The 22,097-nt window shown below is 47.9% G+C and carries 25 protein-coding genes and 1 other annotated feature; of the genes, 10 read left to right on the top strand and 15 right to left on the bottom strand.

Annotation, left to right across the window (positions count from 1 at the left end; genetic code table 11):
- Nucleotides 1–115: 115 nt before the first annotated feature.
- Complete coding sequence (locus OF158_RS05255; RefSeq protein WP_014095733.1) at nucleotides 116–454, top strand: DUF3899 domain-containing protein; 339 nt, start codon at nucleotides 116–118, stop codon at nucleotides 452–454.
- Nucleotides 455–566: 112 nt separating this feature from the next.
- Nucleotides 567–809, top strand: a binding site (T-box leader).
- Between the two features lie 61 nt (nucleotides 810–870).
- Complete coding sequence (gene trpS, locus OF158_RS05250) at nucleotides 871–1,863, top strand: tryptophan--tRNA ligase (protein WP_014095735.1); 993 nt, start codon at nucleotides 871–873, stop codon at nucleotides 1,861–1,863.
- Nucleotides 1,864–1,899: 36 nt separating this feature from the next.
- Here the strand turns inward: trpS and OF158_RS05245 are convergent, their stop codons facing one another.
- The 9 genes from OF158_RS05245 to OF158_RS05205 form a co-directional block, all read right to left on the bottom strand.
- A complete protein-coding gene (locus OF158_RS05245) occupies nucleotides 1,900–2,652 on the bottom strand; it encodes a YjbA family protein (RefSeq protein ID WP_014095736.1) in 753 nt (250 codons plus the stop codon).
- A gap of 296 nt (nucleotides 2,653–2,948) precedes the next feature.
- On the bottom strand, nucleotides 2,949–4,736 hold the full coding sequence (opp4A, locus tag OF158_RS05240) for an oligopeptide ABC transporter substrate-binding protein (RefSeq protein ID WP_014095737.1): 1,788 nt from the start codon (nucleotides 4,734–4,736) through the stop codon (nucleotides 2,949–2,951).
- Between the two features lie 18 nt (nucleotides 4,737–4,754).
- Nucleotides 4,755–5,663, bottom strand: coding sequence for an ABC transporter permease (locus tag OF158_RS05235; RefSeq protein ID WP_014095738.1), 909 nt, complete (start codon nucleotides 5,661–5,663; stop codon nucleotides 4,755–4,757).
- 14 nt (nucleotides 5,664–5,677) lie between these two features.
- Entirely contained in the window at nucleotides 5,678–6,646 is a 969-nt protein-coding gene (opp4B, locus tag OF158_RS05230; protein ID WP_014095739.1) for an oligopeptide ABC transporter permease, read from the bottom strand.
- 16 nt (nucleotides 6,647–6,662) lie between these two features.
- Nucleotides 6,663–7,589, bottom strand: a complete 927-nt coding sequence (locus OF158_RS05225; protein ID WP_014095740.1) for an ABC transporter ATP-binding protein — start codon at nucleotides 7,587–7,589, stop codon at nucleotides 6,663–6,665.
- The gene (locus tag OF158_RS05220) at nucleotides 7,576–8,607 is read right to left on the bottom strand and encodes an ABC transporter ATP-binding protein (protein ID WP_014095741.1); all 1,032 of its coding nucleotides are present in this window, start codon (nucleotides 8,605–8,607) and stop codon (nucleotides 7,576–7,578) included. Before OF158_RS05220 ends, OF158_RS05225 begins: the two co-directional genes overlap by 14 nt.
- A 150-nt stretch (nucleotides 8,608–8,757) precedes the next feature.
- Nucleotides 8,758–9,549, bottom strand: a complete 792-nt coding sequence (locus OF158_RS05215) for a DUF2268 domain-containing putative Zn-dependent protease (protein ID WP_035182053.1) — start codon at nucleotides 9,547–9,549, stop codon at nucleotides 8,758–8,760.
- 348 nt (nucleotides 9,550–9,897) lie between these two features.
- A complete protein-coding gene (fabF, locus tag OF158_RS05210; protein ID WP_035182055.1) occupies nucleotides 9,898–11,139 on the bottom strand; it encodes a beta-ketoacyl-ACP synthase II in 1,242 nt (413 codons plus the stop codon).
- Nucleotides 11,140–11,208: 69 nt separating this feature from the next.
- Nucleotides 11,209–12,147 (bottom strand): beta-ketoacyl-ACP synthase III, encoded by a 939-nt coding sequence (locus OF158_RS05205; RefSeq protein WP_035182057.1) that lies wholly within the window; start codon nucleotides 12,145–12,147, stop codon nucleotides 11,209–11,211.
- 315 nt (nucleotides 12,148–12,462) lie between these two features.
- Here OF158_RS05205 and OF158_RS05200 point away from each other — a divergent pair, with 315 nt between their 5' ends.
- Nucleotides 12,463–12,729, top strand: a complete 267-nt coding sequence (locus tag OF158_RS05200) for a hypothetical protein (RefSeq protein WP_014095745.1) — start codon at nucleotides 12,463–12,465, stop codon at nucleotides 12,727–12,729.
- 6 nt (nucleotides 12,730–12,735) lie between these two features.
- Here OF158_RS05200 and OF158_RS05195 read toward each other — a convergent pair whose 3' ends face one another.
- On the bottom strand, nucleotides 12,736–13,494 hold the full coding sequence (locus tag OF158_RS05195; RefSeq protein WP_026683755.1) for a Rossmann-fold NAD(P)-binding domain-containing protein: 759 nt from the start codon (nucleotides 13,492–13,494) through the stop codon (nucleotides 12,736–12,738).
- Nucleotides 13,495–13,712: 218 nt separating this feature from the next.
- On the opposite strand from OF158_RS05195, the gene OF158_RS05190 reads away from it, so the two are divergent.
- The gene (locus OF158_RS05190) at nucleotides 13,713–13,895 is read left to right on the top strand and encodes a YjzD family protein (RefSeq protein ID WP_017550190.1); all 183 of its coding nucleotides are present in this window, start codon (nucleotides 13,713–13,715) and stop codon (nucleotides 13,893–13,895) included.
- 62 nt (nucleotides 13,896–13,957) lie between these two features.
- Here the strand turns inward: OF158_RS05190 and clpB are convergent, their stop codons facing one another.
- The 3 genes from clpB to OF158_RS05175 form a co-directional block, all read right to left on the bottom strand.
- Nucleotides 13,958–16,543, bottom strand: coding sequence for an ATP-dependent chaperone ClpB (gene clpB, locus OF158_RS05185; protein WP_035182059.1), 2,586 nt, complete (start codon nucleotides 16,541–16,543; stop codon nucleotides 13,958–13,960).
- A gap of 114 nt (nucleotides 16,544–16,657) precedes the next feature.
- Nucleotides 16,658–16,837, bottom strand: coding sequence for a YjzC family protein (locus OF158_RS05180; protein WP_017550192.1), 180 nt, complete (start codon nucleotides 16,835–16,837; stop codon nucleotides 16,658–16,660).
- A gap of 111 nt (nucleotides 16,838–16,948) precedes the next feature.
- Complete coding sequence (locus OF158_RS05175) at nucleotides 16,949–17,257, bottom strand: metal-sulfur cluster assembly factor (protein WP_014095750.1); 309 nt, start codon at nucleotides 17,255–17,257, stop codon at nucleotides 16,949–16,951.
- A gap of 164 nt (nucleotides 17,258–17,421) precedes the next feature.
- Here OF158_RS05175 and OF158_RS05170 point away from each other — a divergent pair, with 164 nt between their 5' ends.
- The 3 genes from OF158_RS05170 (at nucleotide 17,422) to OF158_RS05160 (ending at nucleotide 18,672) form a co-directional block, all read left to right on the top strand.
- Complete coding sequence (locus tag OF158_RS05170) at nucleotides 17,422–18,243, top strand: Cof-type HAD-IIB family hydrolase (RefSeq protein ID WP_014095751.1); 822 nt, start codon at nucleotides 17,422–17,424, stop codon at nucleotides 18,241–18,243.
- An 85-nt stretch (nucleotides 18,244–18,328) separates the two neighbouring features.
- The gene (locus tag OF158_RS05165; protein ID WP_017550193.1) at nucleotides 18,329–18,475 is read left to right on the top strand and encodes a hypothetical protein; all 147 of its coding nucleotides are present in this window, start codon (nucleotides 18,329–18,331) and stop codon (nucleotides 18,473–18,475) included.
- Nucleotides 18,475–18,672, top strand: a complete 198-nt coding sequence (locus tag OF158_RS05160; RefSeq protein WP_014095752.1) for a DUF3813 domain-containing protein — start codon at nucleotides 18,475–18,477, stop codon at nucleotides 18,670–18,672. The genes OF158_RS05165 and OF158_RS05160 overlap by 1 nt, the downstream gene beginning before the upstream one ends.
- 30 nt (nucleotides 18,673–18,702) lie before the next feature.
- Here OF158_RS05160 and OF158_RS05155 read toward each other — a convergent pair whose 3' ends face one another.
- Entirely contained in the window at nucleotides 18,703–18,879 is a 177-nt protein-coding gene (locus OF158_RS05155; protein ID WP_155375940.1) for a hypothetical protein, read from the bottom strand.
- 79 nt (nucleotides 18,880–18,958) lie between these two features.
- Here OF158_RS05155 and OF158_RS05150 point away from each other — a divergent pair, with 79 nt between their 5' ends.
- The 3 genes from OF158_RS05150 (at nucleotide 18,959) to OF158_RS05140 (ending at nucleotide 21,610) form a co-directional block, all read left to right on the top strand.
- Entirely contained in the window at nucleotides 18,959–19,816 is an 858-nt protein-coding gene (locus tag OF158_RS05150; RefSeq protein WP_014095753.1) for a DegV family protein, read from the top strand.
- 130 nt (nucleotides 19,817–19,946) lie between these two features.
- Nucleotides 19,947–20,819, top strand: coding sequence for an SDR family oxidoreductase (locus OF158_RS05145; RefSeq protein WP_014095754.1), 873 nt, complete (start codon nucleotides 19,947–19,949; stop codon nucleotides 20,817–20,819).
- A gap of 233 nt (nucleotides 20,820–21,052) precedes the next feature.
- The gene (locus OF158_RS05140) at nucleotides 21,053–21,610 is read left to right on the top strand and encodes a DUF2777 domain-containing protein (RefSeq protein ID WP_017550195.1); all 558 of its coding nucleotides are present in this window, start codon (nucleotides 21,053–21,055) and stop codon (nucleotides 21,608–21,610) included.
- A gap of 75 nt (nucleotides 21,611–21,685) precedes the next feature.
- Here OF158_RS05140 and OF158_RS05135 read toward each other — a convergent pair whose 3' ends face one another.
- The gene (locus tag OF158_RS05135) at nucleotides 21,686–22,057 is read right to left on the bottom strand and encodes a YisL family protein (RefSeq protein ID WP_014095756.1); all 372 of its coding nucleotides are present in this window, start codon (nucleotides 22,055–22,057) and stop codon (nucleotides 21,686–21,688) included.
- Between the last annotated feature and the right edge of the window lie 40 nt (nucleotides 22,058–22,097).

Genomic DNA, 22,097 nt, shown 5'->3' with positions numbered 1-22,097 from the left:
TTTTCATTAATTTTAATAAATTTAATTTAACTTTAATTTAGGTTTAGATTTTCCGCTATTTCATCTTTTCTTTTGTTCCTGTATAATGAATGAAAATCATTTTGTAGGTGAGCGTATGTTCAAAAAGCTTGTCTGCTGGTTGCTGGCCTCCCAGTTGCTTGTTTTGTTTTTTTCTTTTTTGGTGTATAAGCGGATCGATTTGCTTAGCTATATTAATACTTCATTTACGATCGGGGCACTGTTGATTCTTTTTGCCGCATCGGTTTTCATGGCGCGGACCGGTTTTTTTGACGCGTTTGTTTACGGTTTTCAAAGAATGTCTTCTAAATTTAACGAGGAGGACGTCCGCCCGCTGTCGAAGCTGGTTACCTTGCGTGTTTCCATGCCTTTTCTTACCGGGGTGTCCATGATGGTGCTGATGGCCATCGCCCTTTTTCTGCAAAGTTCGTCATAAAATGCTGGCCGTTTAAAACGATCAGGCAAAGACGGAATCCTACATAAAATGGGCCTTGGCGGACAGCGGTTTTTGACATTTTTCCATCTTTTCATTATAATGATACTGGTATATAGAAGCGATGAAAAAGAAGAGTACATCTGTTTATGGCTTTTCAGAGAGTTTGTGGCTGGTGGAAACAAACATGCCTGCAGGTGGAATGGGCTTTCGAGCTCCGGAGATGAACGGGCGGCCGCCTCATTAGTTTCCGGCGTACGCCTTGCGTTAACCAGGCTCCAATTGGCATTGGAACTAAGCGGCCCGTATTGCCGGGCACTTAGGGTGGCACCGCGGATTTATCCCATTCGTCCCTAATTTTGGTTGAATGGGTTTTTTATTTTTCTGGAAAAATATCCATGCTTTAGGAGGAAGAAAAAATGAGGACGATTTTTTCAGCTATTCAGCCGAGTGGAACGATCCACATCGGGAACTATCTTGGGTCAATGAAGCAGTTTGTGGAATTGCAGAACAGCTTTAATTGCTATTTTTGCATTGCTGACGAGCACGCCATTACCGTCCCGCAAGACCGCCTTGAACTCCGCAAAAACATCAGGAGCCTTGCCGCTTTTTATCTGGCAGTCGGCATTGACCCGAACAAAGCGACGCTCTTTATCCAGTCGGAAGTGCCGGCGCACGCCCAGGCCGCATGGATGCTGCAATGCGTTGCCTATGTCGGCGAGTTGGAAAGGATGACGCAGTTTAAAGACAAATCTGCAGGGAAAGAAAGCGTATCGGCCGGGCTTCTCACATATCCGCCGCTCATGGCCGCTGATATTCTACTGTATAGCACGGATCTTGTGCCGGTCGGTGAGGACCAGAAACAGCATCTCGAGCTGACAAGGGATTTGGCGGAAAGGTTCAATAAACGTTACCTCGAAATTTTTACGCTGCCGGATATTAAGCTTTCCAATTCCGGAGCAAGGATTATGTCGCTGCAGGACCCGATGAAAAAAATGAGCAAATCCGATCCGAATAAAAAAGCATTTATCTCGCTGCTTGATGACCCGAAACTGGTCGACAAAAAGATTAAAAGCGCGGTTACAGACTCAGAAGGCGTGGTCAAATACGACAAAGAGCGGAAACCGGGCATTTCCAATTTGCTCGACATCTATTCCAACTTCAGCAGCTTGACCATTGAAGAGCTGGAACGGAAATATGACGGCGTCGGCTATGGCGCGTTTAAAGCGGATCTCGTTGATGTAGTGAATGAAGGGCTGGCCCCGATCCAAAAACGGTATTATAAACTGATTGAATCGGAGGAACTGGACCGGATTTTAGATGAAGGCGCGGAAAAAGCCAGTATTGTAGCCGGAAATATGCTGAGAAAAATGGAAAATGCGATGGGATTGGGCAGAAAAAAACGCCATTAAGAAAAAAACGAGTTGCGGAGGTTTCGCAACTCGTTTTTACATCAGTTCGCTTTTTTCATTGTGTTCCAGTTCCCATAGTTTTTCAAAAAAAGGCTGCCCTTTGATCATATTTTCGCACAACTGTTCATGCTTTTTGGACCAGCCTGTTTTTGTTTCTGCATAAAGCCGCTCCCACGCATCTTCAAAAGGCATAAACTGGATGTGTTCATACTGCTCCGGGCACCACTCTGTATACCAGTACCGCACTTCCGCCGTATTTTTCGAGGAATAGAGCTGGTCGAGCGCCATAAATAACAGCTGCTTTAATTGTCGTTCCCTTCTTGTCAGCCCCTGCATGCACTCCGGCGACGGGGATAAAATATGATGTTCTTTCGGATTGCTGCGGTTTTCAAACGGATAGGACACCGGTTCATGCCCTTCGATCATTTCATAGACAAGCTGTTCCTGCCTCGGAATCAGCCGGCTTTTGCGGATCGGTAGCGTATAGCCGATCGTATCCACCGCCAAAATCCCTTTTCCATCCGTCACGACAAAACAATATTCCAGCTGGATTCGTTCATGGTTTTTGCGCAAAACCGCCTTCTGGAAAACATCATTCAGCAAAGTTTGCGGCAGTTCAGCCAAATCGTTTTCAATGTACTCGTATAAAAGCGTGTCCACAAATAAAAGCGGCACCTGGTCCAGCAGTTCAATCACATCGTCCCTCCGCCACTCATGGAATGGGCAGACATTATAACTGTTTTCCTCCCCCTCGAACCAGTTGACCCATATATCGTGAAGATACAGCATGGATAACCCCCCGTATACTCTGTTTGTCATTCAGTATAGGCAGGGGGCAGTTAAATTATTCCTTCTTTTCCGGATTCCGCTGTGTAGAAAATAAAGATTGCACTTCGCTTGTAAAAAGAAGAACCCCAATCCCACCGCGTCGAAAAGGAAGAAGGCCTGCTTTAAAAGACGCTTCGTTTTCCCTCCCCCGGTAAGTCGGAAAGGATAAAGGCTCTGCTTTAAAAAGACGCTCTGCTCTCCCGATCCCGGCAAGCCGGAAAGGAAAAAGGCCCTGCCAAAGACAGGGCCTTTATGGATTATTCTTGGGTGTCCGCTTTTTCGGATGTGACACTCACCTTGCTCCAATCCGTTTGTGTTTCATCCGGATATACAGCCAAGTTTTTCACGCGGTTGTTCACCGCATACAATTGATAACGGTAAACGGTCGGAATGACTGCCGCTTCCTCATTCATATACTTCTGCCATTCATTGTAAACCTTTTTGCGGTATGCTGTGTCAAAGGCTTGCGGAGAATGCCCTTTTTCCAACAGTTCATCATTTTTCTTGCTGACAAAGCGGGTGTAGTTAAACATAACGTTCCGACCGTACAAGCCGTACGGGTCCACATCGCTACCTGTTCCCCAGGCACCTGCATAGATATCCACTTTCGGGTCATCCTTTTGCACCATATCATAGAAGGAGTTAAACTCAGCAAGACGACCGTTAACAAGTTTGACATTTAAGCCGACATCTTTCCAGCACTGCATATAGAATTTTGCCAGCGGCTCGGCCGTATCCCCGCCGCTCATGGAAAGGAAATTAATGACGAATTTTTTGCCGTTTGGATCTTCACGGTACCCGTCTTTGTCGACATCTTTATAACCGGCTTCATCAAGCAGTTTCTTTGCTTTTTTCGGATCATACGTGTACCCTTTTGCGGACTTGTCATGCCATTCCGGGAAAGATGGCGGAATTAAAGTCGTCGCCGGGAAACGCAAACCGTGGTAGATTTTTTCGCCGACTGACTTGTTATCGAGCGCATACGCCATCGCCTGGCGCAGTTTTTTATTTTGGAATTTCGGGTTATCCATGACGTTTTCCTGTTTCTTTGCATCCCAGTGGCCGAGTTTAAATCCGATATAGCTGTAAGCCAAATCGATCGTGCCGAGCAGCTGGAAGTTTTTTACACCTTTAGCAGCCTCGTATTGGTCTACCGGGAAAGCAGCATAGTCAATTTCGCCTTTTTTCAAGGCTTGTAACACCACTTTCGGATTGACCACTTTGATGACGACACCTTTCAGTTTCGGTTTTCCTGCCCAGTAATGGTCGTTTCTGACAAGTTCAACAGACTCGCCCGGAACCACTTTTTTAACTTTAAACGGACCGAAGCCTAAAGGATGTAACCGAATTTTATCCGACTGTGCCATTTTTGCGATCGGCACATCTTTTAAGTAATGTTTCGGAAGCGGTGTTGTCCAGACGCCTGTTTTTTCGGAAGGGTTGGCACTCTTCCAGGTAATGGAAATCGTTTTATCATCGATTACTTTAACACCAGAAATGTTTTTCGCTTTTCCTTTATGGTATTCATCCATGCCGACGATATTTTGGAACAGAGCATCGCCGTAGCGCACACCGGTATAGTCTTTATTTCCGATAACCAGGTATGCAAATTCGAGGTCTTCGGCGGTTACCGGCTTCCCATCAGACCAGTTGACATTGTCTTTGATTTTAATCGTCATTGTTTTGTTGTCATTGGACAATTTGTACGTGGCGGCGCCGTCATTCGTAAATTCATAGTTTTCGTCTGTTTTTAACAGCGAATCATCAAAAAATTTAATGACTTCAAAATCCGGTTGCCCTTCGTAGAAAGCAAGGTTGAATGTGCCTTCAATCGGCGTATCGGAAACGATGCCGTAATTCAAAATCCCGCCGTCAATCGCTTTTTTGTTGTTTTTGACGGTATTCGGAAACTTGCTTGTTAAATCTTCCGTTTTCACTGCCTTGTCTTCCTTGCTTCCGCTGCTCGGTGAATTGTTACAGGCTGACAGCACCAATACGAGTATCACCAGCAAACTGAATACGCTTGACCATTTTCTTTTCCTCATTGCTAAGCCCCCTCTTTTTTATCCTTGTCTTTGTCTTGCATCGGCTGCGCGTTTTAACGCCTGGCCGATAAAATTTATACACAGCATCATCACCAGAATCAGGAGCGATGCAGGTAACCAAATCCACCATTTATGCTGGAGCACATCCGGGTTTGTGGCATAACTGACCAACGTCCCAAGGCTCGGTGTGCTTTCCGGCAACCCGAAGCCGAGATAGGTCAGGCTCGATTCAATCCCAATATTGCTTGCCAAGTTAATCGTCAAGTTCACGATAATAATCGAGCTCAAATTCGGCAGGACCTGGAAGAGAATAATTTTCCAGTCCGGCGTACCGAGCGTCTTGGAAGCACTGACATAGTCGAGTTCCCTTTCCGAAAGCGTCTTGGAACGAATCAGTCTTGCTTTTCCGACCCAAAGGAATGCACTCATAATGAGAATAAAAGAAAACACATTATATTTCGGTACGATTGTCACGAGGACAATGATGAGCATGAGAAACGGCAGGACAAGAATAAAGTCAATGATTCTCATGATGATATTGTCAATGACTCCGCCGAAGTAACCGGCAATTAATCCGACCGCAAGCCCGATTGCACCGGTAATCAACGTAATCGCAAGCCCGATTGTAAACGAATTTTTTGCACCGATAATCAGTTGCCCGAATATATCCCGGCCGCCGTAATCGGTGCCGAGCCAGTGTTCAGCTGAGGGCGGTGCGTAAATGGATAAAAGGTCAACCTTTACAATCTCATTTTCGTTTAAAATCAATGACATGCCGTAAACTGTTATCAGAATCAGCCCCAGCACGATCATGGAGATAACGGCCATTTTATCTTTGATCAGTTCCCGCCAGATAATCGAAAATCCGGACGGGCTTTTTTCTGTTTCGACAGTTGCGGGCTGTTGTGTTGAAATGACTGCTTTCATCCTCTCACCCCCCGTTACTCAATCCGGATACGCGGATCCACAGCGCTTAAAATAATGTCTGATAATAATGTGCCGAACAAGGTCGCCACGCCGGAAATCATGACGAGCGCCGTGACTACGCTGTAATCACGCTGCATAATCGATTGCAAAAACAGCTGCCCAATCCCCGGATAACCGAATATCGATTCCAAAATGACGGACCCGCCGATTAATCCGGTAATCTCATAACCGAAAAAGGTGGCGATCGGTAAAAGCGAATTTCTTAAAATATGATGCGTATACACCTTCGATTCAGGCACGCCTTTTGCCCGCGCCGTTTTTACAAAATCTTTGATTTTTGTATCGATGATTTCATTCCGCAAATACTGGATCGTGCCCACCGTTGCAAGCAGCGATCCGGATAAGGCTGGCAAAATTAGATGGTAAGCCTTGCTCATGAAATATTCAAACGTGCCGTCACGGGCCTGGATATTGACACTGCCGCTTGTCGGAAACCATGATAGGACAAAACCGAACACAAACAGCATAATCAATGCAAAGATAAACAGCGGAGTTGCATAGCTGAGATAGTTATAACCGGTAATCAGCTTATCCGCCCATGAATCCGTCCATCGCCCGGCCACGATCCCAAGCGGAATGGCGATCAAATATGTCAGGATCAGAATCACCGCCGACAGTAAAATCGTGTTCCACAGTCGCCCGGCAAGCAGTTCTGTTACAGGCTGCTGGTGAATATAAGACATGCCAAGATCGCCTTTGAAGAGATTTTTCACCCAGCGGGCGTACTGTACATAAGCCGGATCATACAGCCCCAATTTTTCTTTCATTTCATGAAGCGTGTGGATATCCATTTTCGGATTGCTCGCCAGCCGGCCGGTCAGTGCATCGCCGGGCATGGCCTTTGCCAGCACGAAAATCAAAATACTCAAAATAATTAATTGAGGGATCATGATGAGAATTCTGCGCAATATAAATTTAATCATAACTGTGCCCCCCTCTTTACGGCAGTGCTACGGAATGGGTATGCGAAACCGGCTTGAGATGGTACGGCTTCCCTTCCTCGTCAAAATAATCCCTGAAAGCTTGCCGGAATTCATTGTTGATTTTTTCCCGGTACTGTTTTTGTGCTGCTCTATTTTCCGGGTCCCCATTTGGAATCGCGGACAGCAGCCGTTTTGTGTAGATATGTTGCGGATTCTCGTAAATTTCGTCACTCGTCCCTTCTTCCACAAAACGCCCGCGGTACATGATGCCGATTCGGTCGCACATATGGCGGATAATGCCAAGGTCATGGCTAATAAATAGGTAGGTGAGCCCGAATTCTTTTTGGATGTCTTTCATAAAATTGAGCACCTGCGCCTGGACGGAAACATCAAGGGCGGAGACCGGCTCATCCGCAATGATCAGTTTCGGATTCAATGTCAGCGCCCGGGCAATGCCGATCCGCTGGCGCTGCCCTCCTGAAAATTCATGCGGGTATTTAAACATGGAGTCCGGACTCAGGCCGACTTTTTCCATGACTTCGCGGACTTTTTCCCGCTCTTGTTCGCGGGGCAGTTTCTCAAAATTGCGAATCGGTTCAGCGATAATATCCGCCACGCGCTTTTTCGGATTCAGGGAAGAATACGGATCCTGGAAGATCATTTGGATATCTTTCCGGTAATGTTGAAATTCCTTCCGGCTGAGCCGGGCCAAATCCGTTCCTTCAAACACAATTTTGCCCGCGGTTGCATGATTCAGCCCGACGATCGTTCTGCCCGTTGTCGTTTTGCCGCAGCCCGATTCGCCGACAAGCCCGTACGTTTCTCCAGGCTGCAATTCGAAGCTGATATCATTGACCGCTTTTACATGATCGACCACCCGGCGGAAAAACCCGCCCCGTACCGGATAATAGACTTTTAGATTTTCGATCTTAAGAAGTGGCATGATACATATCCCCTGTCTCCATGTTCTGTTCGTCCGGGAAATAAAAATGTTTGTAACAGGTACAGCGCACCCAGTGGCCGTTTTCCACTTCGCGAAGAACCGGATTTTCTTCGTGCGCCGCGTCGCTGATCCAGCCAATCCTTGATTTAAAGCGGCATCCCGAGCGCGGCAGGTTCTTCAGTGAAGGAACAATGCCCTGGATGACATGCAATCTTTCTTTGGCTTCCGTCGCCGACGGGATTGAATTCAGCAAAGAACGGGTATAAGGATGTAACGGATTTTTGAAGAGTGTTGTAACATCCGCAATTTCGACAATTTCGCCTGCATACATGACGGCCACTCTGTCGGCCATTTCGGCAACGACGCCGAGATCATGGGTAATCAGAATAATGCCCGTCTTCATCTGGCGCTGCAAATCTTTCAGCAAATCCATAATTTGGGCCTGGATCGTGACATCAAGCGCGGTTGTCGGTTCATCCGCAATCACAAGCGACGGCTGGCAGGCGATCGCGATGGCAATGACCACCCGCTGCCTCATGCCGCCGGAAAGCTCATGCGGGTATTGCTTATATGTTCTTTCGGGATAAGGGATCCCGACCCGGCTTAACAATTCAAGCGTCCGTTTTTTCTTTTCGGAACCGGATAGTTTGGTGTGGTAATCCATGCTTTCTTCTATTTGCCGCCCGACCGTCATCAGCGGGTTCAGCGCAGTCAATGGATCCTGGAAAATAATGCCCATTTCCGCCCCGCGGATTTCATTCAGTTTCCCAGTCCCGAGCGGCACGAGATCCTGCCCTTTAAAGAGAATGCGCCCTTCAACTTTTGTCTTTTCTTCCGGATGCAGCCCCATCACTGCCAGAGCGAGTGCACTTTTTCCGCAGCCGGATTCCCCGACAATCGCCACCACTTCATTTTCGTTGACGGTTAAAGAGACGTGATCGACTGCCGGATAGTATGTATCCTGGATTTGGAAAGAAACAGTCAAATCCTCAATTTGCAAAAGCGGTGGTTTTTCCAATATACAAAACCTCCCTTCGTAAAAGTAGAAAAAACGAAAATAGATTAAAATCTTATTAATTTATTGTTTAAATAATATTACAAAATTAAAAGAAACGCAATCATTTTTTTAGTTAAAATTATATTTGTATTTTTTTGGTACTTTATGGATTCAGGATTCCGGCGGGTTGGTAAACATTCCTTCTGCAAATATTTCGGAACGGCGGCCGAGATTTGCTATTGTAGAAAAAGAATGGGCCGTTTTATACTTCTCTATCAAATGGTATCCGAGCGCATATCCCATCATCGGCGGGACGTATTTTCTGCCGAAAAGAAGGTCATCATGAATTTTTTCTTCTTTTCCGGCTGCAAGATTTTTTTTGAAAAACTGTTGCCACGCATGTTTTTTCTGTTTTTCGGAATAGCGTTTTGATGTTTCCGATACATATTCTTCTCCGACATACTCGAGCACGGCATGTTCGGCGAGGCCTTCAAACACGAGGGAATCGAGCAAAGTATAATCACGCAGCGGTTTTTTCAACCTGCTCATTCTTGCCGCATGATGGTATTCATGGACAAACAGCGCTTCCCATTCTTTCCGGTCCCGAACCGGTGCAAGAAATAAAAAAACGGCACCCGGCAGTGTTACGCCCGATTTTCCGCGGCTGCGGCCAAAGTTGAAACCGTTTCCATTCCTGACTGGAAAAATGTAAATGTCCGGATCTGGCCCGTTCCAAAGCTTTTTGTATTTTGCATGATACTCCCCGATTTTCTCCCAGGCATCCGCTTTTTTCAACGCAGTAAAAATCTGTTCTGCCTGCCTTGAAGGGCGGTACATGCCGAAACGCTGCAAGTAGCGATAAAAATCTTCCGGATCTTCCCTTTCCTGTTTGATTGTTTCTAAAAACAGCTCCGGTTTTGAGAAAGCTTCTTCCATCCACAAATCCGTCCGAATGATCCCCATCGCCGGTTCCCCCTCCCGTTTGCTTTATTTTATTGCGGAAGACCGGATTTTAGAAAATAAATTTTTCAAAAGCCAGAGCAGACTGCCGCACATCCCGGAATGCGTTTTTTCCCCTGTAAATTCATCTTTCCGCCCGCAAAAATCACACTTTTGAAACCGCCAGCATGGGAGTCTGTCCGCACCCTTTGATCCCCATGCCAAAACGTTATCGGAACCGCATGTGATGTTCCATCCCCTTTTTGCGACTCGGCTTTTCTAGCACGTGATCCTTGAAAAACGTTTCGCAATATTTGGTTTCGTTTCCATGCAAAAAGGGTATCCCATTTTAACCGGGATACCCCTTTTGGATCAGGCTTCGTATTTTTTAAAAGCAAGGGTTGCGTTGTGTCCGCCGAAACCGAGCGAATTGCTGACCGCTGCGTTCAGCTCCTGTTTGCGCGCTTTATCCGGAACATAGTCCAAATCGCATTCCGGATCAGGCGTTTGAATATTGATGGTTGGCGGAACAATGCCTTCTTTGATCGCAAGCACAGTAAAAATGGCTTCCACGCTGCCTGCTGCCCCGAGCAGATGGCCTGTCATCGATTTTGTCGAGCTGACGGCCAGTTTGTAAGCATGGTCGCCGAAAACCTCTTTAATCGCCATTGTCTCGTATTTATCATTATACGGCGTGCTTGTCCCATGGGCATTAATATAGCCGATTTCATCCGGGGCAAGGCCAGCATCATCAAGCGCCATTTGCATCGAGCGCGCGCCGCCTTCCCCGCCAGGCGCAGGCGCAGTAATATGGTAGGCATCCCCGGTTGACCCGTAGCCAACCACTTCCGCATAAATTTTGGCTCCGCGTTTTAAAGCATGTTCTAAGTCTTCAAGCACCAAAATGCCGGCGCCTTCGCCGATGACAAACCCGTCCCGGTTTAAATCAAACGGGCGGCTTGCCGTTTCCGGATCCGGATTGGTGGACAGCGCTGTATTGGCACAAAATCCCGCGAACGACATTCTTGTAATCGGCGCTTCCGTCCCGCCTGCAATCATAGCATCGCAATCGCCGCGCTGGATCGCTTTAAAGGCGTCCCCGATTGAGTTTGTTCCCGTTGCACACGCCGTGACGGTACAAGAGTTAATCCCTTTTGCGCCAAGAATGATTGAGACCTGGCCTGCTGCCATATCCGGAATCATCATCGGTACAAAGAAAGGACTCACACGCCGATATCCGCGCTTTTGGAATACTTCAAACTGGTTTTCGAATGTTTCCATGCCGCCGATACCGGAACCGATCCAGACGCCGACACGGGTTGCGTTTTCTTCGTTGATCGTAAGTCCGGCATCTTCTACCGCCATCAGTGCAGATGCAACCGCATAATGGGTAAAACGGTCCATTTTGCGGGCTTCTCTTCGTTCAATAAATTCTTCGATGTTAAAGTCTCTCACTTCAGCTGCCACTTTTGCCGGAAACTGGTCCGCATCCAGCCTTGTCAGCGGGCCGATGCCGGATTTCCCGTCCAGCACAGTTTGCCAGGCTGTCCGCGCATCATTTCCGACCGGCGTGACAGCCCCGATTCCCGTAACAACCACTCTTCTTTTTTCCATTATGCCATCTCCTTTTCCTGGTATAAGAAGACCGTGTTTCTTACAATCTGTATGCTGCATTTAAGCGTGTTATCGTCCCCATCTGATCAGTACGGCTCCCCAGGTCAGTCCGCCGCCGAAGCCGACCATCAAGATGAGGTCATCCTCTTTGATCTTTCCTTCTTCTAGTTCATCCACCAATGAAATCGGTATGGATGCTGCCGAAGTATTCCCGTATTTGTGGATTGTTTTCGACATTTTTTCCACCGGCAGGCCGAGCCTTTCCCGCGCAGATTCCATGATTCGGATATTGGCCTGGTGCGGAATTAAGAAATCGACGTCTTCTTTCCTGACGCCGGCCTTTTCGATCACGCGCACGCTTGATTCGCCCATTTGGCGGACGGCAAATTTAAACACTTCACGACCGTTCATGACAATATGGCCACTTTTATCTTCATACAAATATTTTCCGCCTGAACCGTCCGAACCGAGTTCAAAAGCAAGGATGCCCCTGCCTTCCGATACCGGGCCGACAACCGCTGCGCCCGCCCCGTCGCCGAACAGCACCGCCGTACTGCGGTCTTCCCAGTTCGTGATCTTGGATAATTTCTCAACACCTACAATTAAAACATATTTATACGTTTTCGTCTCAATAAATTGCTTGGCCGTCGCAAGCCCGTACATAAAACCGGAACAGGCCGCACTGATATCCATCGCGGCAGCTTTTTTTGCGCCGAGGCGGTCCTGCAAAATATTGGAAACCGTCGGAAACGGCTGATCCGGCGTCACGGTCGCAACAAGGATTAAGTCGAGCTCTTCCGCGGAAATGCCTGCATGTTTCACCGCTTTTACAGCCGCTTCATATGCCATATCGGAAGTCTCCATATCATCCGCTGCAATCCGCCGTTCTTCAATCCCGGTTCTCGTCCGGATCCATTCATCCGACGTGTCCATCATTTTTTCAAAGTCCGCATTTGTTAAAACCTTTTCAGGATTATATTTTCCGACACCGATAATGCCAGCATTCATTTTGCATTCCTTCTTTCACTAAAATAATCAAAGCGGCATAATTCCTTATCGCACAATATTATGACCTGCTCCTAATTATAACAAAGCCCTGTTTGCTTGTCACGAATAGAAGAAAATACGGGCCATGCCCACAATGGCGGGATGAAAAAACGTGCTACCAATAGGGCGGAGCCGCGCGGATCGCATGGTGCTTGTTTTCCTCCCGCTTTAAGATCCGGGCCATTGATGCAAGCCGATTCAGTTTTTCTCTCATATGCTGATCATAGATCCGGACCGCCCTCATCCTGGCAAAAAAGAAGGAAAGGAAGTGAAAAAATGGAAGAACATGAAAAAATCCACCCTTTTGACCGGATGTTTTTCCCGCAAAAGCGGCAAGAGCCGCCCGGGACCGGACAGGAAGAAGCAGATGAAGAAATAAACGGCGGCTTGTTTGACCTTTCTTTTTTCCGCAATGTGGACATGGAAGCGTTGCTGGATCAAGCTGACAAAGTCGTTGGCATTTTCGAGGAGTTTAAGCCGTTGTTCCGGAAAATCACGCCGGTTTTTGAAAAGTGGCTTTCCCATTTTGAAAAGGAAGATTAGCGTTCTTTAGCTGTTCTTCCGTTGACAGGCGATTTGCTGTTGAATCGCGGCCTGCCAGGAAACGGACGGCCGGACGATCATCGGTTCCAGTTCACCTTTTGCCTCAAGCCTGCACGAAGGAAGCGTGGGGCTGCCTGTATCCTGCGTTAAAAACCGGGCGACAGGCTCCCATCCGTTTCCGTCAGGGCTTTTTAAATAAAAGGCTTTCCCCGTTTCCCCTTTTTCAAGCTCGGAGACAATGGCCACTGCGGCATCTGCTGCAAAAAGGGCATCGCGGTCGTCATATTTCAAGTCCGGTTCCGTATTCCCGTTAATCATTTGGGAAAAAGCAAGGCTCCCGGGCTGACCGGGGCCGAACAGTGCCGGAACAAAAAAGGTAATGCGTGCGCAATCGCCAAGCACGCCGGGAACCCATTCTGCCTGTTCCGCAACCGCCAGATGGTTTGGAAGAATGAGTGCCACACGTTCGATTTGCGCTTTAAACGGTTCTAAAAAGCGGCATGCATCTTGTAAATCTTCACGGGCATCCCGGACATAATAATCGTATACCGGAATACAGCATGTGCATTTTTCCGGCGACAACCGGCTCAGAGGCTGGTAATCCAAATTGGCATTTCTTCCGATTTCCATCCATCTTTCTTCCAACAAAAACCCGGGATCCGTTTCTTGATCAGCCGCTATAACCGGATACCCCGCATCAAGCAGTGCCTTGCACAGCTCAAATCCGAAGAACGCCCCGGCACCAATGACAAGTGCTTGATTCATGGCCGGCCCTCCATTCATCTTTATTCAAGCATATGCTTTTCCCGCCGTAAAGATACTTCCGGACGATCCAAAACGGACAAAAGGCCGCTGTGCCCATTTTTCGTTCCAGCCTTCGGGAAAAATTTCATCCGCGGCAACCGGGTTCCCCTTTTCCAATGACTGCGGCTGTGATAAGATAAAGGGTGATTTAAAAAGTGTTTTTCAATCGGGGTGAAAGTATGAAATACATCGTAACGATTTTTTGGGTGTTTTTACTGAGCCAAATGCTCGGCTACGTTGGCAGTGCCATGTCAAACTCGCATTACAGCATGAAAACGATGGCCATTATGTCGCTTGTCATTTCCGCTGCTGCATTTATTGTCAATGCAGCATTGCCGAAAAACACAAGTCCCGAACATTAAATCAAAACACCCCTCACCGGAAATCGGGAGGCGCTGATTCAAAGTGCCTCCCGGTTTTTTCATCATGATTCGGTTGTCACTTGAAGCGCGCCGTCTTTCACATCAAGCGTGACGGTTTGATGCGGCTTCACCTTTCCCGCAATGATTTCTTTTGCAAGCCTCGTTTCAATTTGATGCTGGATAAACCTTTTCAACGGCCGTGCCCCGTACACCGGATCATAGGCCGATTCCGCAATCCATTTTTTCGCCTCATCGGACAGCTGAAGCCCGACCGATTGTTCAGCGAGGCGTGCAGCCAATTCGTGCATCATTTTATCCACGATGCCCATCATATTTTCCAGCGTGAGCGGCTTGAATAAGATGATATCGTCAATCCGGTTTAAAAATTCGGGCCGGAACGACGCGTGCAACTGTGCCATCACCGCATTTTTCGTCTCTTCGCTGATGTCATCGCCTTTGATATCGAGCAAATAGGACGACCCGATATTTGACGTCATGATCACGATCGCATTTTTAAAATCAACCGTCCGTCCCTGTGAATCAGTGATACGGCCGTCATCGAGCACCTGGAGCAAGATATTGAACACTTCCGGGTGGGCTTTTTCAATTTCATCCAGCAAAATGACGGAATACGGTTTCCGCCGCACCGCTTCAGTGAGCTGGCCGCCTTCTTCATAGCCGACATATCCCGGTGGCGCCCCGATCAGCCGCGAGACCGCAAATTTTTCCATATATTCACTCATGTCGATTCGGATCATATGATTTTCATCGTCAAATAAATGCTGTGCCAGTGCTTTGGCAAGTTCTGTCTTCCCAACGCCGGTAGGGCCGAGAAAAATAAAGGATCCGATCGGGCGGTTCGGGTCTTTCATGCCGGCTCTGGCTCTTAGAACCGCGTCGCTGACAAGGCGGACAGCTTCATCCTGGCCGATGACGCGTTCATGTAAAATGCTTTCCAGCTTTAGCAGTTTTTCGCGTTCGCTTTGCACAAGTTTTGCCACAGGGATCCCTGTCCAGCGCGCGACAATCGCTGCAATTTCTTCTTCTGTGACTTCTTCGCGCAAAATCCGCCCGCTGCCTTCTTTTTCCGCCATTTGCTGTTCGAGCTGTTTTAATTCTTTTTCAACGGCCGGAATCCTGCCATGCCGAAGTTCAGCCGCTTTGTTCAAATCATACCGGTTTTCCGCTTCTTCAAGATCGCGCCGGTATTTTTCAAGCAATTCCCGTTTTTCCTGTACTTTTTGCAATTCCGCTTTTTCAGCCTGCCATTTGGCGCGCATCCGGTTCGCTTCTTCTTTCAAATTGGCAAGCTCTTTTTGCAAAATGCCAAGGCGGGCTTTGCTTGCTTCATCCGTTTCTTTTTGCAAAGCGGCTTCTTCAATTTCCAGCTGCATGACACGCCTTGTCACTTCATCGAGTTCCGTCGGCATAGAATCCATTTCAACACGGATGTTTGCGCAGGCTTCATCGACAAGATCGATCGCCTTATCCGGCAAAAAACGGTCGGTAATATAACGGTTTGATAATGTTGCTGCAGCGACAAGCGCTTTGTCATGGATGCGGACGCCGTGGTGGATTTCAAAACGTTCCCTTAACCCTCTTAAAATCGAAATCGTATCCTCCACATCCGGCTCCTGGACGAGCACTTGCTGGAAACGGCGTTCGAGGGCCGCATCTTTTTCAATATACTGCCGATATTCGTTCAGGGTCGTCGCGCCGATGCAGTGCAGTTCACCACGGGCAAGCATTGGCTTCAGCATATTGCCGGCATCCATTGCCCCTTCTGTTTTGCCGGCGCCGACAATCGTGTGCAGTTCATCGATAAACAGCAAAATCTGCCCGTTGCTTTTTTTAATTTCCTGCAATACCGCCTTCAGCCGTTCTTCAAATTCCCCCCTGAACTTGGCGCCTGCAACAAGCGCCCCGAGGTCGAGTGAAAAAATCGTTTTGTCTTTTAAGCCTTCCGGGACATCTTTCCTGACGATCCGCTGGGCAAGCCCCTCGACAATGGCCGTTTTCCCAACGCCGGGTTCGCCGATCAGAACAGGGTTGTTTTTCGTTTTCCGTGATAAAATCCGGATGACGTTCCGGATTTCCGCATCCCGGCCGATAACAGGGTCGATTTTTCCGGCTTTAACGGCTTCAACAAGGTCAGTGCCGTATTTTTTTAAAACATTGTAGGTTGCTTCCGGGTTTTGCGAGGCCACTTTTTGATTCCCCCTTATGTTTTTGATCACCTGAAGCAGTTGCTGTTTCGTGATCCTGCTTTTCAAATACCGGGACAGGTCATCGTGTTCGACATCCATGACAGCAAGGGCCAGATGTTCAACCGAAATGTACTCGTCCTGGAGCGCGCGCATTTCTTCTTCCGCGAGTCTGAACAGCTCGATCAGCGCCGCAGACAAATACGGCGCGCTTTGCCCGGTCACTTCCGGCTTTTTCGCGAGAATCCCATCTGCAATTTTTCCAATTTCTTCCTTGCTTAAGCCAAGGCCGTTATATATCTCAGGAAGCAGGCTGTCCGGCTTTTCCATTAACGTTTTCCATAAATGGGCAATATCGAGTTCCGGGTGATGTTTTTGAGCGGCCAGCTGCTGGGCTTCCGCCAACCCTTCCTGTACCGTAAAAGTCATGCGGTTGATATCCATCCATTCCACCTCCGAATGGCGCGTACCGTTTAACGCGGCGCGGGCACCTGTCCTTATTTTACCGTTTTTCCTTTGACGGCAGCAAAAAAACGGGGATTTCTCCCCGTTTTGATTTTAAGGTTTGCGTTTGCGCCTCCAATGGCGGGCATCGTTCGTTGTTTCCGGAAAGCGGTCGCCTCTGTGGAGATGGGCGCTTTTCGGGTTTACGACCGGGTCGCCATTTTCGCCAACTTCTACATAAACCCCATTATTCGGTGCTTTGCTTCCGGGGTGAAACAGGTTGCTTTGCCCCAAAGTAACGCCCCCTTTTTTTATCGTCAGCATTAGTTTGGGCTGATCTTGTTAAAGCATGAGCGCTTATTTTTGCCAGCCAAAAAATACAACGGCGAAGAGGGGGCTGTTTAATCAGTTAATTCCGAGCGCAATTTTGGCATAACGCGACATGCGGTCTTTTGTCCACGGCGGGTTCCAGACGATATTGACATGGGTGTCCTTCACTTCAGGAATGTCCTGTACCGCCATTTGCACCTGGTCAACGAGAATTCCCGCGAGCGGGCAGCCCATTGCGGTCAGGGTCATGGTCACCGTCAGGCAGCCTTCCTCATCTAGGTCGAGATCATACACAAGCCCGAGGTTTACAATATCTATGCCAATTTCCGGGTCAATCACTTGTTCAAGCGCGCCCATAATGTTTTCTTTCAATGCTTCATCCATGGTTTTCAAACCTCCTCCGTAACTATCATAACAAAACGGTATGCAAGATAAAAATGCTTTACAGCAGGTTTTTAAGCTGGGAAAATGTTATATTATTTAGTATAATGGATCATCACGAAAATTGCATGTAAACTGAATCATTTCGAGAAAAAGGAGAAATTCAAATGCCTCAACCTTATTTAATTGCATTGGATCTTGACGGCACATTGTTAAATGATGAAAAGACCATCTCCCCGAAAACAAAATCCGTTCTGCAAAAAACAATCAAAGCCGGCCATAAGGTCATCATCTCTACCGGCCGCCCTTTCCGCTCCAGCCAGCCGTATTATGAAGAACTTGGACTCGATACGCCGATTGTCAATTTTAACGGCGCTTTTGTCCACCATCCGAAAAATACGGGCTTTGGCATCTATCATGAACCGATGCCGCTTCAAGTAGCAAAATCGATCGTTGAAACATGCGGCGATTTCCGGCTGTATAATATTGTAGCAGAAGTGAAAGATGAGGTGTACCTCCATTATCACGACGAAAAACTGCTCAATATTTTTCAAATTGGAAACCCGCATGTCACAACCGGAAATTTAATGCGCTTTTTAAAAGACGAGCCGACGTCCATGCTGATCCATGCAGCAAAGGAAGACGTGCCGTTGATCCGCAGCTACTTAAGCGATGTCCATGCCGAAGTGATCGACCACAGGCGCTGGGGGGCACCGTGGCACATCATCGAGATCATTAAAGCCGGGCTGAATAAAGCGGCCGGCGTGAAAAAAGTCGCCGACGCCTACGGAATACCGAAAGAACGGATCATTGCCTTCGGGGATGAAGACAACGACCTGGAAATGATTGAATACGCGGGGACGGGGGTTGCGATGGGAAATGCCATTCCGGCCTTAAAAGCAATCGCAAATGAAATCACCCTTTCCAATACGGAAGACGGCATTGGCCTTTTTCTTGAAGAAGCGCTGAATTTGAAAGCCATCTCCTGAAAAACGCATAATCAGCGCCGGGAATTCCAACACTATAAATGGGCGCGGCACCCCGTGCACCCTTCCCGTAAAGGCGGTGTTTCGTTTGGGCAGAAGCAGCAAATCGAAACGTTTTGTCCATCAGGGAAAAGATGCAGTGAAAAAGTATAGCGAGCGTTTCCCGTATCACTCCACATTGGCCGAAGCAGAAGCGAACAGGAGCGAAGAAGGCAATTCGGGAGGCATCTTATAATGGCGAACCGACTGTTTCAAGAGGCCAGGCAATTTGTCGAACTGGCGAAAGAGACGGCTGCTTTCGGAACGGAACAAGAAAAAAACGAAATGGTGCAAAAAGCGAAAAACGCCTTATCCAGTGCATATGCCAACACGACACTTGCAGAAAAAGCACAGCTGCGCGACATGCAGCATGAACTTGGAAAATTGGAATAGCTGCCGACTTCCGGCAGCTATTCCTTTTGTTTATGTGGTTTTGCTTGTTGTCTTTGGCATGTAGTTTCGCTTGTTGCCTTCTGCAGCGGTTTTGCTTGCTGTCTTTGCCATGTGGTTTCGCTTGTTGTCTTCTGCATCGGTTTTGCTTATCGTCTTCCTGAAACGGGTTTTCTTTTCGGCAGCGCCCCAAGATTCATTTTTCCTCACTTGAAGCATCTGCTTGAAATTGTGCAAAACGGGGAAAATCGGTAAACTAAAGACAGAACTGATTGTGAGGGTGAAAACGATGGGCATTCAAATTTTTGCTGACAGTGCCAGCGACTTGCCGCTGTCTTTTTTCAAAGAAAACCATGTACACTTGATTCCGTTGACCGTGTATGTAGAGGACAAATCCTATGACGACCTTGTCGGCATTGACCCGAAAGAAGTGTTCCGCTTGATTCGCGCGGGGGTGGGTACAAAAACGTCGCAACCGTCACCGCAATATTTTGAAAAACTTTTTACCGATCTTGCCAAATCAGGAGATACCGGTATTTACCTGGCTTTTTCGTCCGAGCTGTCCGGCACGTACCAAACGGCGGCCATGATCGCCGACCAAGTGAAAGAAGCCTATCCCAATCTTGATTTAACGGTACTCGATACAAAATGTGCTTCGATCGGTTACGGCCTCGTTGTAAAAGCAGCCGCCGATTTACGGAAAAACGGGGCAGGAAAAGAGGAAATCATCCGGGATGCCGCATTCCGCAGCAAACATATGGAGCATATTTTCACAGTCCCCGATCTTGATTTTCTTGCCAGAGGCGGCAGGCTATCGAAAACAAGCGCATTTTTCGGCGGCTTGCTGAATATTAAACCGATCCTCGATGTAGAGGACGGGAAGCTGATTCCGATTGAAAAAATCCGCGGGCGGAAAAAACTGTTGCACCGTATGCTCGATATCATGGAAGAACGCGGCACAGACCTTGAACACCAGCTGATCGGCATCTGCCACGGCGATGATGAAACGGCTGCAGAAGAAATGAAACAGCTGATTGAAGCACGTTTCGGTACAAAACAATTCTTGATCAACACAATCGGCGCCGTGATCGGGTCGCACGCCGGGCCTGGCACAATATCCGTCTTTTTCCTGAATGAGCTGCCATAACGCCTTCCAACTTTTTTCCGGGTATACCGGTTAATAGAAATTTTGGACGGGTATAGACTAATGGTGATGGCCGGTCAATCCAAATTCCGGATTGCCGTTCCGTTTAAAAATTGAACGAGGAGTGGTAAAAATGGCGAACGAACAAAATGCTTCCAAGAAAACTTTACCCGCCCAGCACCAGAACAGGCAGCCCGGCACTGAAACGGAAATGAACCCGCAGCCGAAAAATGTAAAAGACAACTACAAAGGAAGCGGCAAACTAGATGGAAAAATTGCGCTCATTACCGGTGGGGATTCCGGGATCGGAAAATCTGTCGCCATTTATTTTGCAAAAGAGGGCGCGCATGTCGCCATTTGCTATCTGAATGAAAATGAGGATGCAAAACAAACAAAAGAACTGGTGGAAAAAGAGGGGCGCCAATGCCTGATCATCCCGGGCGATATCGGGGACGAACAGCATTGCCGGGACGCAGTGGAAAAAGTGGTCAGCACATTCGGCCGGCTCGATATTTTGGTGAATAATGCGGCCGAACAACACCCGCAAAAAAGCATTCTGGATATCTCGGAAGAACAGCTTGTGAGAACATTCCGGACCAATATTTTTTCACAATTTTTCATGGTGAAAGCCGCACTGCCGCACTTAAAAGAAGGCAGCTCCATTATTAACACGACTTCGATTACGGCTTATCAAGGCAGCCCGCAACTGCTTGATTATTCGGCAACAAAGGGCGCCATCGCAGCATTCATACGCTCTTTGTCACAGGCGCTCGTATCAAAAGGCATCCGCGTGAACGGCGTGGCCCCGGGGCCGATCTGGACGCCGCTAATCCCGTCAACCTTTACGGCAGATCAGGTTGAAAAATTCGGTTCCGACGTCCCGATGAAACGCCCCGGTCAACCGTCCGAACTGGCACCTGCCTATGTCTATCTTGCGTCCGACGACTCAAGCTATGTGACCGGGCAAGTCATTCACGTAAACGGCGGCACCGTGATCAACGGCTGACGCGCACACCGGAAAGGCACATTCCTTTCCGGTTTTCTTTTTGCTTAAAAAAGGCGCGCACGATACCGGCGTACATTTCCCCGGACCAAAGTTTCTTGATGCAAAACAGTGAACATTTTTACGGGCTAAAATCTCTAGCTCCGGACCCTTTTCTTTCTGCTTATAAAGGTATGAAAACCCCTCCCCTTGTCAAAAACAAATAAGGAAATGATGCTCGGGAAGGAGGGCCGCAAATGGACGGACAGTTCAGATTAAAAATCATGGAATGCCAGTCCCGCGCTTTTTTAACCGGTTCAATCGAGAAGCTGAATGAAGAATGGGTGTTTTTTGATGATATATCTGATGAGGCATCGATGCTTGAGGAGTTTGTTGGCCAAAAAATTGAAATCTTCCATTCCGGGCGTTGGAAAAAAGGCATATTAACAGAAGATCAAACCGTCATGTCGGACGGAGAAATGCTTCTTCTTGAAGAAAAAGCAAGCTTGCGGATTCCGAAGCCGGTCAATTTTTCGCTTGAGATGCTCTTCGGAGAGTGGGAGGACGGCCTGTTTCACCGCTTCGTCTCTTTCTTAAACGGGGCAGGCTTTTCTATTTATGATTGTATCTACTGTCATAACGTATTGTCATGCCTCGTCAACCTGGAGAAAAAAGAAGGCGTGAATTTCATGCTGTTTGATAACGGGGAGGCTATTTTATCCGTCCACCACCATTTCCGGCTGGGCAAACAAGCGGACGAGTGGTTCGAGTGTACATGGAGTAACGGAAGGCGCATGCTTTTGAAAAAAATGTAAAAAGGGAGGCAAGCCGACCCTTGCCTCCCCTCTCCAAATCCTATCCTGAAAAATTGCACCGGTACCGCATGGGCGTCAATAAAAAGGATGCCATCCCATCGGCAGGCGCAGCCCAAGATACAGGACGGCGGCGAAAAAGATGATCAGCAAAACCCAGAGAATTCCGGTACTTTTTCTTTTAGAAAGCCGCAGCGTAATCATTTCCATCATCCCGATCACGAGAATCCCGCCAAGCAGTTTAAGGCCGTACAGGGCAGGATCGAGGCGCTGGTTATGGAAAAAGAGCAGCGCACCTGTGACGATGACGAGTATGTAAAACAGCCTTAAAACCATCTGGACCGTTTTAAATGCCTTTTCTTTTCCTGCGCGATGGAGGAACAAGGCCAAAATAAACAAAAGGATCGCAATGACCCATGTTGTGACATGCGCATCTGTCCGGGTTAACATCGTTCGATCTTCTCCTTTGCTTCTTTATCTGTCTTATACC

It is taken from the genome of Weizmannia sp. WK01 (assembly GCF_025905465.1).
GTDB classification, from domain to species: Bacteria; Bacillota; Bacilli; order Bacillales; family Bacillaceae_C; genus Weizmannia; species Weizmannia faecalis.
Note: the sequence above shows the minus strand (reverse complement) of the source record. Positions and strands in the feature narration are given on the sequence as shown.